We start from the raw sequence: 17315 nt of genomic DNA on the forward strand, positions 1-17315 counted from the left end.
ATTCTTAAAAAAAAATATTTTATCGCCGAAGAGCTAAATAAGAACGACAAAAAACATACTTTTGAAAAAAATGTAAGTATTGCTCATTTAATTAAAATATTCACATAAAATTAACGCTTTTGCTAAAAAACTATTAATTATAAACTATCAAAAAAATCACACAACGTTTTTTCTTTGTGCCTTCCACCATCTTTCCGGCATTTCTTGATTACAGGCAGCCAAATACTCTTCATATGAACACGGTAATAACGTGTTTTTTTTCAATTTATTGTTTGAGCTCAAAACATACGGAATCTCAATCCACCACCTGTCTGTTTTATCGCTTTTATAAAAAACTAAATCCTCTTCTTCAAGTGGCACAATATATTTCAAATAATTCTCTCTGCTTCCAAAAGGATATTCATTTGACCTATAATGATAGCCCTCGATAAAATACCAGCATATCTGAGCAATAATAACTGCCTCTTGCTTGGAACTATTATGATTAAAAACACCAAATGATGTCACTTTATCGCTTATCCCTGCATATCTTGACAAAGAACATATTTCCTTACCATTAAAACCATTCGGATTAAAATTCACAAAATTCCCCGAAGAGGAAGATTTTACTGCATTCAAATCGATACTTACTAAATCAGCATCTCTAAAAACTGGTTCCGAAATTGAAATATTGTTTGAAACTTCCCCTAATCGATAAGCATCAAAAAACAGTTTCTCAACCAAGTCAATCTCTTCTTGAGAATTATAATAAGTTTGATATCCAATATTACAAAAATTAAACAGATTATTAGGCTCATCAACAATAATTTTTGTTAAAAAAGAATCACAGCTTATTGCTTCATTTTCTTTCCCAAAATCAAACTTACTATCTATAGTCACCAAGTTCACCATTTGCTCCAAATCATCATAAGCTCTATAAAGTGAATAGGTTATATCTTGTGATCCGCCTATAACTATTGGAATGATTTTTCTTTTTATTAATCCTGATGTAATTTTTTTTACCGCAAAGTAAGTATCCTCTTTTGAATTCCCAGCAAGGACGTCTCCTAAATCGGCTATGCTTGCCTTCCAATTACCGGGAAACATACTATATAATTCTTTTCGGATTGCATTTAAATCAACATCAACTTTAGCATTTCTATCGCCTCTGTTATCAAGAACACCGATTATCGCAATATTAATTTTATCTAAATCAGGAACCGAATCATTAGTATGCAATACAATCTTGCTGCCCAAATGCTGAGCAGACAATTCTTGTATATGCTTTAGAATTTCACTGTCTAATGGTACTAAAAAATCAAACTCCATTTTTTTATTTCTTTATCGTCTTAATTCCTGTACTTCTTGAAATAAAATCAAGATTTACTGAATCAAATTCTCTATTTCTTCTTGGTCACAGCTTTTTTGGCAACAGGTTTCTTTACTGCTGTTGTTTTTTTAGCTGCTACTTTTTTGGCCGGCGTCTTTTTGGCAATCATTTCCTGAACCTCTGCTAATGTCAATTTTGCCGCATCAACATCTTTGCTCAGCTCAATTTTTATTTTACCTTTTGTTATAACCGAACGTCCCCAGCGTGCTTTTTCTACCAATATTCCTTCGTCCTCCCAATTATGAAGCACTTTATCAATATTCTTTTGTAATTTATCTTCAATCAAAGCTTCTACATCTGATTGAGAAAGATTATCAAAATTGTATTTCTTGCTTACATTTATAAAGATTCCATTCCATTTGATAAATGGCCCAAAACGGCCAGTTCCTTTTTGAACACCTTCGCCTTTATAGACAGCGATTGGTGCATCAGCAATAGCTTTTTCATCAATCAATTCCTGAGCTCTAACCATCGATACATCCAATGGATCTTCACCCCTTGGCAAAGAAATAAAAACACTTCCGTGCCGCACATAAGGACCATAACGGCCATTACTTACTTCCACTTCTTCTCCTTTATATAGACCTAAGTTTTTTGGAAGCAAAAACAAGTTCAACGCTTCTTCCAAAGTAATATTACCAATATTTTGTTCGTGTCTAAGACTAGCAAACTTTTTATCTTCGTCTTCGGCATCTCCAATTTGAGCCATTGGTCCAAATTTCCCTAAACGAACCGAAACTGGCTTACCCGATGCTGGATCGATACCTAATATTCTTTCTCCGCTTTCTCTATCTGCATTGGCCTCAACGTCTTTCACTGTTGGGTGAAATGTATTGTAAAACTCTTGCATCATAGCAGTCCATTCAATATTTCCTTCGGCTATTTCGTCAAAATCATGCTCTACTTTGGCAGTAAAATTATAATCCAAAATATTGCCAAAATTCTTAACTAGGAAATCAGTAACAATCGTACCTATATCTGTAGGAACAAGTTTCCCTTTATCAGAACCTGTATTTTCTTTGAGTAACTTCTCTCCTAATTTACCAGACTGCAAAGTCAGTTGCGTATAATTTCGCTCTAAACCTTCAAGATTTCCTTTTTCTACATAATTTCTGTTGATAATGGTAGAAATTGTTGGCGCATAAGTAGAAGGACGGCCAATTCCTAATTCTTCCAATTTTTTTACCAAAGAAGCTTCGGTATATCTTGCCGCTGCTCTGGAATATCTTTCGGTTGCAGTAATATAATTATTTTGCAGTTTCTCATTAACTTTCATTGCTGGCAACATACCTTCCTGCTCTTCTTCATCGTCATCATGACCTTCAAGATATACTTTCAAAAATCCTTCAAAAAGTAAAACCTCACCTGAAGCAGTAAAGATTTCATCATGATTATTCGCTTCAATTTTAACGTTCGTGCGTTCCAGCTTAGCATCACTCATTTGAGAAGCCAAAGTTCTCTTCCAAATCAAATCATACAAACGTGCTTGATCCCTATCAATATTAACGGTATGGCGAGACATATCAGTAGGGCGAATAGCTTCGTGAGCTTCTTGCGCTCCTTTGCTTTTATTTACGAAAGTACGCGGGTTCGAAAACTCTTTACCATAAGACTTGATAATTTCTGCCTGAGCGGCATCCATAGCTTCTTTAGATAAATTCACACTATCCGTTCTCATATATGTTATAAGTCCAGCTTCATACAAACGCTGTGCTAACTGCATAGTGATTCCAACAGGCAAATATAATTTTCTAGCTGCTTCCTGCTGTAAAGTTGAAGTTGTAAAAGGAGCTGTTGGTGATTTTTTGGTAGGTTTCGTCTCTAAATCTGCTACCTTATATATAGAACCGATATTTTGCTTTAAGAAATCTTCGGCCTCTTTTTTAGTATTGAAATTTTTTGGAAGTTTTGCTTTGAAAGATTTCCCTGCTTCATTAACAAATTCAGCTACAATTGAATAAGATGCTATAGCCGTAAAATTTTGAATTTCACGTTCCCTTTCAACAATCAATCGAACGGAAACAGACTGAACACGACCTGCAGACAAACCGCCTTTAACTTTTCTCCAAAGTACTGGTGACAACTCATATCCAACTAAACGGTCCAAAACTCTACGAGCTTGTTGTGCATTAACTAAATTATAATCAATTTCACGCGGTTTTTCAATAGCTTTAAGAATTGCCGATTTGGTAATCTCATGAAAAACAATACGTTTAGTTTTCTCTTTTTTAAGTTTTAACTCTTCCGCTAAATGCCAAGAAATAGCTTCTCCCTCGCGGTCCTCATCGCTTGCTAGCCATACCATATCGGCATTTTTAGCTAAAGCTTTTAATTTGGACACCAATGCTTTTTTATCCGAGGAAACTTCATATTTGGGTTTAAATCCGTTTTCGACATCAACCCCAATTTCTTTAGAGGGCAAATCAGCTATGTGTCCATAACTTGACTCTACCTGAAAATCACTTCCTAGAAATTTTTCGATTGTTTTTGCCTTTGCAGGGGACTCAACTATCACTAAATTCTTTGCCATTTTGCTTTTATTTGAATCGCAAAAGTAATTTTTTTTTTTAAATATCAACCTTTCAATGATTTTAAAAACACATTAAATCGGCAAATGAGCTAATCAGACCATACAAAGCACCTCAATTTTCATTCGTTTATAATAATTCCATTCTAGTTCCAGCCTTAAAATAATAAAACCATTAAACACAAGAAATACCTTTAAAACAACAAAATATACAATTACATTTCGCCTTTATATAATATATAGGTATAAAAAAATAAAACCGAATTTAAATTTTCAAAAAGGAAATATTTTTAATTAATTAGTTAGATTTACTACAAAAGACCAAATCTAAACCACAGAACTACCTAATGAACCGATTCGAACAGCTAGAAAAACTCAAACAAGTCCAAAATTGGGATATCATCATTATCGGCGGTGGTGCCAATGGCCTTGGCGTTGCAGTTGATGCGGCAAGCAGGGGATTTAAAACGATACTATTAGAAGCGGTGGATTTTGCAAAAGGCACTTCAAGCCGAAGTACCAAATTGGTTCACGGCGGAGTTCGTTATTTGGAACAAGGTAATATTTCCCTGGTTATTGAAGCTCTAAAAGAAAGAGGCTTAATGGAAAAAAACGCAGGGCATTTGGTAAAAAATGAATCTTTCATTATACCAAATTACAATTGGTGGGCTGGCTATTTTTATACCTTTGGCTTAAAATTATACGATTTATTAGCCGGTAAATTAAGCCTTGGAAGTTCTAAATATTTATCCAGAGAAAAGACACTAGAATTAATCCCATCCATTGAACCAAATGGATTACAAAGTGGCGTATTGTATCATGATGGGCAATTTGATGACTCACGATTAGCCATTAATCTAGCTCAAACCGCAACAGAGAAAGGAGCTTGCGTACTCAATCATTTTAAAGTCATTCAATTAATAAAGGATAACAAAAACCAAATTACAGGCATTGTAGCTGTTGACCAAGAATCTGGAGAGGAATACACGATACAAGGCAAAGCAGTAATTAATGCAACGGGAGTATTTACCAATGCCATTATGAAAATGAACGATACGGTTTATAAAAAATATATCGTTCCAAGTCAGGGGATTCATTTGGTATTTGATAAATCGTTTTTACTAGGCAACCATGCACTAATGATTCCGAAGACGAGTGACGGAAGAGTACTTTTTGCAGTTCCTTGGCACGATAAAATTGTGGTGGGCACAACCGATACATTAGTCAAAAAATCAGATATTGAACCAATAGCCTTGGAAGAAGAAATAAAATTTGTACTGGAAACAGCGCAAAGATATTTGACAAAAAAACCAACACGAGCCGATGTTCTTTCGGTTTTTGCAGGACTAAGACCTTTGGCTGCACCGGAAAAAAAAGGACAAAGCACTAAAGAAGTTTCCAGAAGCCATAAAATAATTGTTTCCGAAACTGGGTTAATCACCATTACTGGCGGAAAATGGACGACCTACCGAAAAATTGCTGAAGACATTGTAGATAAAGCCATCGCAACACATCAGTTGCCAAACAAAAAATGCGTGACCGAGTATTTGGCTATTCACGGAAATAAGAAAAATAGTGATATCGATTTTGAAAATCACTTATTTATTTACGGAACAGACAGCACCGCTATATTGCAACTACAGGAAAACGAACCCGAATTAAAAGAAAAACTACACCCAAATTACAATTACACTTTGGCTGAAGTTGTCTGGGCTATTCGACATGAAATGGCTACGACTGTTGAAGATGTTTTAGCAAGACGTGTCCGGTTGTTGTTTTTGGACGCACGAGTTGCAATTTCTTGTGCTGACAAAGTAGCTCGTTTACTGGCAAAAGAATTAGGACATGACGAAAACTGGATTCAAAATCAATTGGCAGAATTTAAAACTGTTGCCAATGGTTTTCTTTTGAAAGAATTTCGGGTTTTATAAAAACAGATTAAACTTATTCTTTAAGATAAAAACGATTCTGAAAACCGAACCCCTAGCCCCGAGTGGAGTGAAAAGCCAAGAGTCTCGTTGACTTAAATTTTTTGTGTTTCCAAAGCGACTGAAAGAAGCTCTTGCAGACACTTAAAAATTTTGTCAACGAGACGAGGACTTGTAACGGAAAGCGGGAATTAGCTCCTTATAAACCACACTGAATTGTCAAAATTTGAGAAGACATAAAAAGTTGTTAATTCTTCGGCTGACATCTTGTCATAATCACTGTATTTGCCTTATCTTTGCGCTTTGAAAATGCCCTATGGAAAAGATAATTGAAGAAAGCAAACAAGGAAACAGCCTTGTTCTAGAACATAAACCAGAGAATACCAAGAAACTTTTTATAGAAAGCTATGGCTGTGCGATGAATTTTTCGGACAGTGAGATTGTAGCGTCTATATTGTCCGGAAACGGATACAATACGACCCAAGTGCTGGAAGAAGCCGATTTGGTTTTGGTAAATACCTGTTCGATTCGGGACAAAGCGGAACAAACAATACGCAAGCGTCTGGAAAAATACAATGCGGTGAAACGCATTAATCCGAAGATGAAAGTGGGAGTTCTAGGCTGTATGGCCGAACGTTTGAAAAGTCAGTTCCTCGAAGAAGAAAAAATTGTTGACCTTGTAGTGGGACCTGATGCCTATAAAGATTTACCGAATTTATTAAGCGAAGTTGAAGAAGGTCGCGATGCAATAAACGTGATTTTGTCCAAAGAGGAAACTTATGGCGATATTTCGCCAGTTCGATTGATGAGCAACGGAATTACAGCATTTGTCTCGATAACAAGAGGTTGCGACAATATGTGTACGTTTTGCGTGGTGCCTTTTACTCGCGGGCGTGAGCGCAGCCGTGAACCGCAAAGCATTATGAACGAAATTCAGGATTTATGGGGCAGAGGATTTAAGGAAATCACGCTCTTAGGTCAGAATGTGGACAGTTATTTATGGTACGGCGGTGGATTGAAAAAGGATTTTGTCAGTGCGACCGAAATGCAAAAAGCGACAGCGGTGGATTTTGACCAATTATTGGAAATGACTGCGGTTGCTTTCCCAAAAATGCGTATTCGTTTTTCAACTTCAAATCCACAGGATATGCACGAAAGCATTTTGCACGTTATTGCCAAATATCCTAACATCTGCAAACACATTCACTTGCCGGTTCAATCGGGAAGCAACCGCATTTTGAAAGAAATGAATCGTCTGCACACGAGAGAGGAATATATGGCATTGATTGATAAAATTCGTTCTATTATTCCTGACGGAGCCATCACTCAGGATATGATTTCGGGTTTCCCGACAGAAACGGAACAAGACCATCAAGATACTTTAAGTTTAATGGAGTATGTGAAATATAATTTTGGCTATATGTACAGCTACTCTGAACGCCCTGGAACTTTGGCTGGAAGAAAAATGGAAGATGATGTTCCTGAAGAAACCAAACTTCGCAGGCTACAGGAAATTGTCGATTTACAGCAAAAACACGCCTTGATTCGTTCACAGGAATTCATCGGAAAAACGGTTGAAGTATTGGTTGAGAAAGTTTCGAAAAAATCGACTGAGGAGTTTTCAGGAAGAAATTCACAAAGCATTACGGTGGTTTTCCCTAAAGAGAATTATAAAATAGGTGATTTTGTAAATGTAAAAATTAATTCTTGCACCTCCGGAACTTTAAAAGGTGAAGCGATTGGATTGAGTGATATGAATTAAGATTTTTGGCCACAGATTAAAAAGATTTTCACAGATTTTTTTGAAATCTTTTTAATCTGTGGCTAAAAAACAAAATAATATGAACGGTTACAGAGAAGAAGAAACTTATAAAATCATTGGGATATGCATGGAGGTCCATAGAACACTGGGGCCTGGTTTACTAGAAATCATTTACAAAGATGCTTTAGAAATAGAATTCAAAGAAAATAACATTCCTTTTGAAAGGGAGAAAGAATTTGCGATTAAATATAAAGGCAAAATTTTACCTCACAAATTTTATGCTGACTTTATTGTAAATAAAGACATAATTTTAGAAGTAAAAGCTGTGAAAGAATTCTCTAATGAACATATTGCGCAAATTTTAAATTATTTAAAATTAGCTAATTCAGAAATAGGATTAATGGTAAATTTTCAAACCAAATCATTAGAATACAAAAGATATGCCTTATAAGATCATAAAGAATCTATGAAAATCTTTTTAATCTGTGGCAAATAAAAAAACTAAAATCATTTATATGACCAAAAAACATATACTTATCGCTTTAATAACTTTCATTATTGGATTTGGAACAACATTCTATGTTATTAGAAACTATTTTCCAAAGCACAAAGTTGAAAAAACGGCTATCCAAAAAGATACGCTAACAAAACCCCAATAGTAAAAAATACGAGTTGAACAGTTATTCAAACAAATACTAATTTGTGTAATTAGAGACAATAAACACTAAATGGATACAGTACAATCAATAAAACAGCGCTTTGAGATTATTGGGAATGACCCAAAGCTTAATCGCGCTATAGAAAAAGCCATTCAGGTTGCCCCTACCGATATTTCGGTTTTGGTGGCTGGAGAAAGCGGAGTAGGAAAAGAAAGCATACCAAAGATTATCCATTCCCTATCACACCGAAAACACGGAAAATATATTGCAGTAAACTGTGGTGCAATCCCGGAAGGAACGATTGACAGTGAACTTTTTGGACATGAAAAAGGGGCTTTTACTGGCGCAACCAGCACTCGTGAAGGCTATTTTGAAGTAGCTAACGGAGGGACTATTTTCCTTGACGAAGTTGGAGAATTGCCATTGACCACTCAAGTACGTTTATTACGTGTTCTAGAAAATGGAGAATTCATAAAAGTAGGTTCGTCCCAAGTTCAAAAAACGAATGTGCGAATCGTAGCAGCAACCAACGTCAATTTATTCAAGGCTATTGAAAAAGGAAAATTCCGTGAAGATTTATATTACCGTTTAAGCACGGTTGACATACACTTGCCTCCACTTCGAGAACGTAAAGAAGACATTCATTTATTGTTTAGAAAATTTGTTGCTGATTTTGCAAACAAATACAAGATGCCTCCTTTAAAACTGGATGATGGCGCTATTTTATTGCTACAAAAATTTCGCTGGAGCGGTAATATTCGACAATTGCGAAATGTTGCTGAACAGATTTCGGTATTAGAAACCAACAGAGACATTACGGCAGCGACTTTACAAACTTATCTGCCAAGCGAAGACAGTAATTTACCATCGGTAATTAAAGACAAAAAAAACGACAGCGATTTTAATACCGAAAGAGAAATTTTATACAAAGTCCTTTTTGACATGAAAAGTGATTTGCATGATCTAAAAAAACTGACATTGGAATTGATGCAAAACGGAAGTTCTAAAGTACAGGAGACTAACAAATCGCTTATCAAAAAAATATATGGTACCGAAGAAGAAGACAGCGAAATAGATTTTGAAGAGCAACCAAGAACTTCGTATCTGTCCAATCAAAGCATACAACAGGATTACGAAGAACAGGAATCTAACAATTATCTTTTGGCCGAAACTATTGAAGAAGAAGAAATATTAAGGCTGGAACAAAAAGAAATCGAAATGATTAAAAAATCATTAGAAAAAAACAAAGGAAAACGAAAAGCCGCAGCAGATGAATTAGGCATTTCGGAACGTACTTTATATCGAAAAATCAAACAATTTGATTTATAACACAAGTAAAGAATCAAAAAAAAACAAATTTCAAATCACAAATTCGATTTTTGTACATTTGGAATTTGAACCAAAATAGAATTTGGACTCGAGCGATAGCGAACAGGCGTAGCAATTTACATATTTATGAAAAAAACACATTATCTCTTATTAATAATCAGTTCATTCATCCTAAACAGCTGTTCGGTTTATAACTTTACCGGAACTGGCAAAATTGATGCTAAAACCTACCAGGTAAACTTTTTTCCAAACACTTCAGATTTGATTGAGCCTGGTATAGACAGAACTTTTACCTTAACTTTGCAGGATCTTATTCAAAATCAGACGAATCTGCACTTAGTGAAAAACAATGGTGATTTAACGTATGAAGGTGAAATTACAGATTACCGCATTAGTCCAATGACTGCAACTGCCGATCAAAAAGCCGCACAAAACCGATTAAAAATTAGAGTACAAGTTAGGTTTACCAATAAAAATAAAGAAGCAGACGACTTCGATAAATCTTTTGAGTTTTACTACGATTATCCAGCAGCACAACAATTAACAGGAGCAACAAAAGATGCTGCGATCAAAGAAATTTTCGAAAGAATTACGCAGGACATTTTTAATGAATCATTAGCTAAATGGTAAATTTAAAAGAGTAATCAGTCAGCAATTTTCAGTCAGCAGAAAACAATTGACTGTATAAAATTAAATCATTAACATTGAAAACTAAATTCTAAAATATAGAATACTCAAACAAATGAACGTTAGCAGCTATAATTATTTATTAAACCAACCTGAGGAAATCGACGAAACTCAAACTGTGGCTTTAGAAAAAGTATTGGATGAATTTCCTTTTTTTCAAAGTGCGAGAGCGTTGCGTCTGAAGGGGCTTTACAATCAAAATAGCTACAAATACAATTTTGCTTTGAAAATAGTTGCCGCTCATACTACGGATCGAAGTGTTTTATTTGATTTTATAACTTCGGAATCATTTACAGCTATCCAGAAAAAAACCTACGAGAAAAAAATAGAAGAATTACTCAATATAAATGTAGTAGACAGTCAGATTATCCAAAAAGAAGAACACCAGATAATCAAGACAACTCCTTTAGAACACTCGATTCTCACTTCTATAAAAGAAGCAAATTCTAATACTCCTCCAAACAATTCTCTTTTTATTGATAAAATAGACATCGATAAAAATATAGAACAGTCAATTCTTGACTCTATTGAGGGGGCTGGAGTAACAAAAATTGAGGAAGAAACAACAGAAACAGAAAAAAATTAGACATTGGGAAACCAATAGATTTTTCAAAATCAGAAACACACTCGTTTCATCAATGGCTTCAAATTTCGAGAATACAGCCTATAATTCGGGAAATTCCAAAAGAAATTACCCGCAAGCCAATAGAACCGGAACCTATCATTGATGAAAGTAAAAAGAAAAAAGCAGAATTAATAGATAAGTTCATAGAAACCAGCCCAAAGATTCCGCCAATAAAATCTGGAGTCGTATTTACTCCAAACCTGGATCTCAACAAAGAAGATAATTCTTATTTAATGACTGAGACTTTAGCTAAAGTTTATTTGGAACAAAAAAAATATCAAAAAGCGATACAAGCTTATGAGATATTAATTTTGAAATATCCAGAAAAAAGTAGTTTCTTTGCAGACCGTATAAAAGATATTAGGATAATACAACAAAATAACAATTAACAATAAATAGTATGTTTTCAATTTTTTTAGTTTTAATTACAATAGTATGTTTTCTATTGATCGTAGTAATCATGGTTCAAAACCCTAAAGGCGGCGGACTTTCTTCTACAATAAGCGGTTCTCAAATGTTAGGTGGTGTACAGAAAACTACTGATTTTTTAGACAAAAGCACTTGGACATTGGCAACTATATTAATTGCATTAATCTTACTTTCCGGCTTGAGTTTCACAGGAACTTTAAGCGATTCAGATTCAAAAATTATTGACAACACTGAAACTGCAGCTCCAAAAACTAATGCTCCAGTTCAGAATGCACCTGCAGGAAACACACCTGCACCTGCAAGTCCAGCAAAATAATTTGTTTAAATAAATACACAAAATGCCAGCCTGTCAAAGCTGGCATTTTTTTATAAGAAAAAATGTCAGTTTACCTGCAATGGCATAATTTCTGAAAAGAAAAAAACAGTAAATTTTAATATAAACATAAAAAATCATGACATTAAACATTAAACCACTTTCAGACAGAGTTCTTATCGAGCCAGTAGCAGCTGAAACGAAAACGGCGTCAGGAATTTTTATTCCAGATACAGCCAAAGAGAAACCGCAAAAAGGAACAGTAGTAGCAGTAGGAAACGGGACTAAGGATCATACTATGACTGTAAAAATCGGAGACACTGTCCTTTATGGAAAATATGCAGGAACTGAATTAAAATTAGAAGGAAAAGATTATCTGATTATGCGTGAGGACGATATCCTTGCAATAATCTAAAATCCACTCCGACCTCCCCAAAGGGGGAGATTGGAATAACTAAAACATTCATTAACAATACCCATCTCTGCTCCCTCTCTTTGGTGAGGGGTGGGGTGAGGAAAAAACAAAACAAAATGGCAAAAGATATAAAATTTGATATTGAAGCACGTGACGGTTTAAAACGCGGTGTTGACGCATTAGCAAATGCAGTAAAAGTAACTCTAGGACCAAAAGGCCGTAACGTAATTATCGGAAAATCTTTCGGTGGACCAAACGTCACCAAAGATGGTGTTACAGTTGCAAAAGAAATCGAATTGAAAGATCCATTGGAAAATATGGGTGCTCAAATGGTAAAGGAAGTAGCTTCAAAAACCAATGATTTAGCAGGAGATGGAACTACAACTGCAACAGTATTAGCACAAGCCATCGTAAAAGAAGGATTGAAAAACGTTGCTGCAGGAGCAAATCCTATGGATTTAAAACGCGGTATCGACAAAGCTGTTGAAGCTATCGTTGCCGATCTTGCTAAACAAGCAAAAGTAGTAGGAAGCGATTCTGAAAAAATCAAACAAATTGCTTCTATTTCAGCTAACAATGACGAAGTAATTGGTGAATTAATCGCTAATGCTTTCGCAAAAGTTGGAAAAGAAGGTGTAATCACTGTTGAAGAAGCTAAAGGAACTGATACTTATGTAGATGTTGTAGAGGGAATGCAGTTTGACAGAGGATACCTTTCTCCTTATTTTGTGACCAATCCAGAAAAAATGGAAGCGGAACTAGAAAGCCCATACATCCTTTTGTATGACAAAAAAGTTTCTTCTTTAAAAGAATTATTGCCAGTTCTTGAGCCAGTTGCTCAATCAGGAAAACCATTATTAATTATTGCCGAAGATGTTGACGGAGAAGCGTTATCTACATTGGTAGTAAACAAATTACGCGGTGCATTAAAAATTGCAGCTGTAAAAGCTCCAGGTTTTGGTGACAGAAGAAAAGCAATGTTGGAAGATATCGCTATCTTAACTGGTGGAACTGTAATCTCTGAAGAAAGAGGATATACTCTAGAGAACACAACTATCGAAATGTTGGGAACTGCAAAAAGAGTAACTATCGACAAAGACAACACAACTATTGTTAGCGGTGCTGGAGAAGCTGATATGATTAAAAATCGTGTCAACCAAATCAAAGGCCAAATGGAAACTACGACTTCTGATTATGACAAAGAGAAACTGCAAGAGCGTTTGGCTAAATTAGCTGGAGGTGTTGCTGTTCTTTATGTTGGTGCTGCTTCTGAAGTAGAAATGAAAGAGAAAAAAGACAGAGTTGACGATGCGCTTCATGCTACTCGTGCAGCTGTCGAAGAAGGAATTGTTGCTGGCGGCGGCGTTGCTTTATTAAGAGCAAAACAATCCCTTGATGCCTTGAAAGCAGACAATGCTGATGAAGCTACAGGAATTAAAATTATTTCTCGTGCTATAGAAGCTCCTTTAAGAACAATTGTTGAAAACGCTGGACTTGAAGGTTCTGTTGTTGTAGCAAAAGTATCTGAAGGAACAGGTGATTATGGATACAATGCCAAAACTGACGAATATGTAGATATGTTAAAAGCAGGTATTATCGATCCTAAAAAAGTAACTCGTGTAGCTTTAGAAAATGCTGCTTCAGTTTCTGGTATGATATTGACTACTGAATGTGCATTGATCGATATTAAAGAAGAAAATGCAGGCGGAGGCCACATGGGCGGCGGTATGCCAGGCATGATGTAATCTTAAAATTGCAAATTCGGTTTGAAATAAAATCCGTCTTGAATTCGTTCTTGACGGATTTTTTTATGCCTTTTTGCAATCATCTAAAAACATTTACACCTTTTTACATAAAAAAAACCGCCTTGTTTTTTACAGCAAGACGGTTCGTTTTATTTCCTAAAACTTTATTGATGAATAACTTTTTTCTTAATCAGCTTTAAAAAAACTGGCAGTGTTGATACTAAAATGATTCCTATCACTATTTTTTCGATATGTTCTTTTAAGTCAATTCCCCACTGATCTATACAAAAACCATACAAATAATGACCTGAAAATATCAATATAAAAGACCATAAAACCGAACTCACTATATTAAAAAACATAAATTTTTTCTTGTCCATACTTCCAATACCAGCTACTATAGGAGCAAATGTTCTTACGATTGGCAAAAATCTTGCATAAATAATAGCTTTCCCTCCGTGTTTTTCAAAAAACTCTTTGGACTGGAGCAAATATTTTTTCTTGAACAAAAACGTATCTTCCCTGTTGTATAAATAATACCCGCTTTTGGCACCAAACCAATAGCCTACCATGTTTCCGAAAACGCCCGAAAGAGCGACCAATGAAGAAAGTATCACAAGATTTATAAAGTCGCTTTCTATAAAAAGAATATTCTGAATTAAATCACGGCTATAAATTCCGGCAAGGAAAAGAAGACTATCGCCTGGAAGAAAAAAACCGGCAAAAAGACCAGTTTCGGCAAAAACAATAAATAAAACAATATACAAACCCAGTTGAATGCCACCAATTGTAAAAGTTATATAAAATTCGGGATTTACTAATTGGGTCCATTCAAAATTACTCATAAATTCTTGTATTTTATTTAGGCAGTGAAAGTAATAATAATTTAGGTGAACCACAATACAATACCTTATTTTAAAGTTTTATTAACGAATAAAAAACAATAAAAAACACCAAATTGGATTCCCTTTTTGATGCCTTTTTTATAATCTGCCAAAGTTTTAAAAATTAATTTAAAAAAAACTTTTAGTAAAAAAATGAATTACAGCCTTTCATACTGACAGCATGAATGAAGCTTACCATAATCCTCTTTGGATGATTTTACAGAATCCGTATCATGTCCAACTTTGGCGACAGCCTTTTTTACATCTATCAGGGAACATTTCTCTTCGTTGATAATCACACTCAACTGATGTGTTTCAACACTCCATGAAGCTGATTTTACCCCAGAAACCGAATAAGCCGCTTTTTGAATTCTCTTTTGGCATTGCTCACAGTTACCGTTTATTTCGGTAGTATATTTGGCATTTTTATTTTTATTTTTACTTTCTTGGCCTTGAGCTGAAAATGCAAAGACAGTCATTAATAAAACTAAAAAAATGTTCTTAATGCCATCATTTCTAAATTCTTGAATATTTGTTTTCATTATTTATTTTATATTAAAATTTGTTATTGATATTGATATTGATTTTTGATATTGTCATTGCCACTATCTAATTTTAAACCTCAAGCCTGCATAATACATTTGCCCAAATACTGGCGCATATAAAATAGTCGCATCAAAATTGGAACCAAAAGGGTTTTGCGAATCCACTATAGCTTGACTTTGAGTATAATTTCCAATATTTTCCCCTCCCACATACACTTCAAAAGTATCAGAAAAAGTTCTAGTAATTTGGGCATTCATCAAAGAATAAGCAGGAGACTGATTTGAGAGTTGATAAGCAACAGGATTTGAAGCCGTATATGGCAATTGCTGTTCTCCAATCCAATTGTAGGTAAAATCAAATTTCCATTGTTGCCCTTTGTCAAGAAGATCAGTTTTATAACCTAAATTTTCAAAAAAACGATGCGCTGCCTGCAATGGTCTTTGAAACTTACCCGACAAATAATCCGTTTTGATATCATAGTATTTGTACGCTGAACGCAGTTCCAAATGCTTGGCTAATTCGTAATTAAACTCCAATTGAAAACTATTTGCATACGAATCCCCATCCAGATTATGAAAAACAACCTGCTGCGGACTTTGCATAATATCCACTACTATTTGATTTTGAAAATTGGTTCTATAAAAATCAGCTGTCACATCTCCATTTCTGTTAAACAATTTGAATCCCTGCATAAAGCTTAAGCCGTAATTCCAAGCAATCTCCGGATCCAAACCATACAATTTACCTCCAGCGTTTACAACATCAAAAGTTCTGGAGCTGGCAAATAGATTTTGATTTTCAGCAAATATATTAGCGGGACGTTTTCCCCTGCCGACCGAAGCTCTCAGGACACCCTTCTCCCAAGGATTATATTTCATGTGCAGTCTTGGCGTGGCAAAAACTCCCAAACGATTTCCATAATCAACCCTCCCGCCAAGAATCAGACTAAAATTGTCTTGGTTATCAAAAGTATATTCGAAGAAAGCGCCAACAGTATTATCAATTCTGCTATAATCTGTTGCATTCACAAACTCAGAATAATTATCATAAGTGAAATTCAAGCCCGTAGCAAACTTGTTTTTTTCATTGTTAATAATTGAATTAAAAATCAGGTTCGAATAAAAACTGTTTTGCCTGATATTGTAACCATTCAGCCCAAAATAAGAATTCTGATTATAGCTTGAAAAAGCATTTTGAAAACCAATACTTTGAAATGGCATATCCTTAAAGACATAGCCTGTTTTTGTGGAAATATCGATCTTTTTAGTATCGATTTCAGACCTCCAATGATTAGTTGTTCCTTTATCAGTATCAGGATTAAAATCCAGCTGCCCCATTAGCTTAGCATCATCCATAAATTGGAAATTAATAAAACTAACCCAGCCCGTTTCTGCATTATAATATTGATAGCGATTAAGCAGATTGATTTGTTTCTGCAACGGATTATCCAAGAAACCATCCTCGTTTTTATCCATTTTAGAATCTCGAATATTGCCATGCAGCAATAAGCTAGTTGCCCATTTATCAGATAATTTCGCATTAAGATTGGCATTTAGCTCAAACCGGGAATCTGTAGAACCGTAAACGTTTAACAAAACAGGAACTTCGGTTAATGGTTTTACCAATTCAGTATTAATTTGCCCCGAAATACTTTCGAAGCCGTTCACCACGCTTCCAGCCCCTTTGGTAATTTGGATACTCTCGATCCAAGGTCCAGGCGTAAAAGAAAGCCCGTACGCTTGTGAAGCTCCTCTAACGGAAGGAACATTTTCTTGAGTCATCAACAAATAAGGGCTTGTCAAACCTAACATTTTGATTTGCTTTGTACCAGTTAAAGCATCCGAAAAATTAACATCTATCGAAGGGTTTGTCTCAAAACTTTCGGCCAGATTACAACAGGCAGCTTTGAGCAGTTCATTTTTGGTAATCAGTGTTGTATTACCGGTAAGAGTATATGATTTTTGAAGGCTCTTGCGTTTAGATTGTACTTTAATTTCCCTCAAAGTATCTTGCGAGTAGGAACTAAAGGCCGTAAACAAGAGCAACAAAACTATTGCTATATTTATTTTCATGATTAAAATTATAATGATTAAACTG

General features: G+C 35.1%; 16 protein-coding genes. 10 read left to right on the plus strand and 6 right to left on the minus strand.

Annotated features, from left to right (window positions below):
- Positions 1-156 precede the first annotated feature (156 nt).
- Positions 157-1308 (minus strand): formimidoylglutamase, encoded by a 1152-nt coding sequence (locus tag CLU83_RS12650; RefSeq protein WP_100431947.1) that lies wholly within the window; start codon positions 1306-1308, stop codon positions 157-159.
- A 71-nt stretch (positions 1309-1379) separates the two neighbouring features.
- Positions 1380-3899 carry a type I DNA topoisomerase gene (gene topA / locus CLU83_RS12655; protein ID WP_100431948.1) on the minus strand — a complete coding sequence of 840 codons (2520 nt, stop codon included), beginning with the start codon at positions 3897-3899 and terminating at the stop codon, positions 1380-1382.
- 344 nt (positions 3900-4243) lie between these two features.
- Here topA and CLU83_RS12660 point away from each other — a divergent pair, with 344 nt between their 5' ends.
- From CLU83_RS12660 to CLU83_RS22865, 6 genes are all read left to right on the plus strand, one after another.
- Complete coding sequence (locus tag CLU83_RS12660) at positions 4244-5827, plus strand: glycerol-3-phosphate dehydrogenase/oxidase (RefSeq protein ID WP_100431949.1); 1584 nt, start codon at positions 4244-4246, stop codon at positions 5825-5827.
- 313 nt (positions 5828-6140) lie between these two features.
- A complete protein-coding gene (gene miaB, locus CLU83_RS12665; protein WP_100431950.1) occupies positions 6141-7586 on the plus strand; it encodes a tRNA (N6-isopentenyl adenosine(37)-C2)-methylthiotransferase MiaB in 1446 nt (481 codons plus the stop codon).
- 79 nt (positions 7587-7665) lie between these two features.
- Positions 7666-8037, plus strand: a complete 372-nt coding sequence (locus CLU83_RS12670) for a GxxExxY protein (RefSeq protein WP_100431951.1) — start codon at positions 7666-7668, stop codon at positions 8035-8037.
- A 277-nt stretch (positions 8038-8314) separates the two neighbouring features.
- On the plus strand, positions 8315-9574 hold the full coding sequence (locus CLU83_RS12675) for a sigma-54-dependent Fis family transcriptional regulator (RefSeq protein WP_100431952.1): 1260 nt from the start codon (positions 8315-8317) through the stop codon (positions 9572-9574).
- 126 nt (positions 9575-9700) lie between these two features.
- The gene (locus tag CLU83_RS12680; protein WP_100431953.1) at positions 9701-10204 is read left to right on the plus strand and encodes an LptE family protein; all 504 of its coding nucleotides are present in this window, start codon (positions 9701-9703) and stop codon (positions 10202-10204) included.
- 112 nt (positions 10205-10316) lie between these two features.
- Entirely contained in the window at positions 10317-10847 is a 531-nt protein-coding gene (locus CLU83_RS22865; RefSeq protein ID WP_369828765.1) for a hypothetical protein, read from the plus strand.
- Positions 10848-10905: 58 nt separating this feature from the next.
- On the opposite strand, the gene CLU83_RS22870 is transcribed toward CLU83_RS22865, so the two are convergent.
- Positions 10906-11100 (minus strand): hypothetical protein, encoded by a 195-nt coding sequence (locus CLU83_RS22870; protein ID WP_369828766.1) that lies wholly within the window; start codon positions 11098-11100, stop codon positions 10906-10908.
- A 19-nt stretch (positions 11101-11119) separates the two neighbouring features.
- Between CLU83_RS22870 and CLU83_RS22875 the strand changes: the two genes are divergently transcribed.
- From CLU83_RS22875 to groL, 4 genes are all read left to right on the plus strand, one after another.
- Entirely contained in the window at positions 11120-11275 is a 156-nt protein-coding gene (locus CLU83_RS22875) for a tetratricopeptide repeat protein (protein WP_369828767.1), read from the plus strand.
- A gap of 11 nt (positions 11276-11286) precedes the next feature.
- Positions 11287-11631 carry a preprotein translocase subunit SecG gene (gene secG, locus CLU83_RS12690; protein WP_100431954.1) on the plus strand — a complete coding sequence of 115 codons (345 nt, stop codon included), beginning with the start codon at positions 11287-11289 and terminating at the stop codon, positions 11629-11631.
- A gap of 136 nt (positions 11632-11767) precedes the next feature.
- Complete coding sequence (gene groES, locus CLU83_RS12695) at positions 11768-12043, plus strand: co-chaperone GroES (protein ID WP_100431955.1); 276 nt, start codon at positions 11768-11770, stop codon at positions 12041-12043.
- A gap of 116 nt (positions 12044-12159) precedes the next feature.
- Complete coding sequence (groL, locus tag CLU83_RS12700; RefSeq protein WP_100431956.1) at positions 12160-13788, plus strand: chaperonin GroEL; 1629 nt, start codon at positions 12160-12162, stop codon at positions 13786-13788.
- 164 nt (positions 13789-13952) lie between these two features.
- Here groL and CLU83_RS12705 read toward each other — a convergent pair whose 3' ends face one another.
- The 3 genes from CLU83_RS12705 to CLU83_RS12715 all read right to left on the minus strand — a co-directional run bounded on the left by CLU83_RS12705 (position 13953) and on the right by CLU83_RS12715 (position 17290).
- On the minus strand, positions 13953-14633 hold the full coding sequence (locus CLU83_RS12705) for a DedA family protein (protein WP_100431957.1): 681 nt from the start codon (positions 14631-14633) through the stop codon (positions 13953-13955).
- A 197-nt stretch (positions 14634-14830) separates the two neighbouring features.
- Complete coding sequence (locus CLU83_RS12710; protein ID WP_232727095.1) at positions 14831-15214, minus strand: heavy-metal-associated domain-containing protein; 384 nt, start codon at positions 15212-15214, stop codon at positions 14831-14833.
- Positions 15215-15277: 63 nt separating this feature from the next.
- The gene (locus CLU83_RS12715; protein WP_100431958.1) at positions 15278-17290 is read right to left on the minus strand and encodes a TonB-dependent siderophore receptor; all 2013 of its coding nucleotides are present in this window, start codon (positions 17288-17290) and stop codon (positions 15278-15280) included.
- Positions 17291-17315: the final 25 nt, after the last annotated feature.

The sequence above is a fragment of the Flavobacterium sp. 1 genome, from assembly GCF_002797935.1.
Lineage (GTDB): Bacteria > Bacteroidota > Bacteroidia > Flavobacteriales > Flavobacteriaceae > Flavobacterium.

Bases quoted from the DNA above. Each gene is read 5' to 3' on its own strand.
- CLU83_RS22865 (WP_369828765.1), top strand. From the start codon at position 10,317: ATGAACGTTAGCAGCTATAATTATTTATTAAACCAACCTGAGGAAATC.
- CLU83_RS12715 (WP_100431958.1), bottom strand. From the start codon at position 17,290: ATGAAAATAAATATAGCAATAGTTTTGTTGCTCTTGTTTACGGCCTTT.
- CLU83_RS22875 (WP_369828767.1), top strand. From the start codon at position 11,120: ATGACTGAGACTTTAGCTAAAGTTTATTTGGAACAAAAAAAATATCAA.
- miaB (WP_100431950.1), top strand. From the start codon at position 6,141: ATGGAAAAGATAATTGAAGAAAGCAAACAAGGAAACAGCCTTGTTCTA.
- CLU83_RS12680 (WP_100431953.1), top strand. From the start codon at position 9,701: ATGAAAAAAACACATTATCTCTTATTAATAATCAGTTCATTCATCCTA.
- CLU83_RS12660 (WP_100431949.1), top strand. From the start codon at position 4,244: ATGAACCGATTCGAACAGCTAGAAAAACTCAAACAAGTCCAAAATTGG.
- CLU83_RS12670 (WP_100431951.1), top strand. From the start codon at position 7,666: ATGAACGGTTACAGAGAAGAAGAAACTTATAAAATCATTGGGATATGC.
- topA (WP_100431948.1), bottom strand. From the start codon at position 3,899: ATGGCAAAGAATTTAGTGATAGTTGAGTCCCCTGCAAAGGCAAAAACA.
- CLU83_RS12675 (WP_100431952.1), top strand. From the start codon at position 8,315: ATGGATACAGTACAATCAATAAAACAGCGCTTTGAGATTATTGGGAAT.
- groES (WP_100431955.1), top strand. From the start codon at position 11,768: ATGACATTAAACATTAAACCACTTTCAGACAGAGTTCTTATCGAGCCA.
- groL (WP_100431956.1), top strand. From the start codon at position 12,160: ATGGCAAAAGATATAAAATTTGATATTGAAGCACGTGACGGTTTAAAA.
- secG (WP_100431954.1), top strand. From the start codon at position 11,287: ATGTTTTCAATTTTTTTAGTTTTAATTACAATAGTATGTTTTCTATTG.
- CLU83_RS12710 (WP_232727095.1), bottom strand. From the start codon at position 15,214: ATGAAAACAAATATTCAAGAATTTAGAAATGATGGCATTAAGAACATT.
- CLU83_RS12650 (WP_100431947.1), bottom strand. From the start codon at position 1,308: ATGGAGTTTGATTTTTTAGTACCATTAGACAGTGAAATTCTAAAGCAT.
- CLU83_RS12705 (WP_100431957.1), bottom strand. From the start codon at position 14,633: ATGAGTAATTTTGAATGGACCCAATTAGTAAATCCCGAATTTTATATA.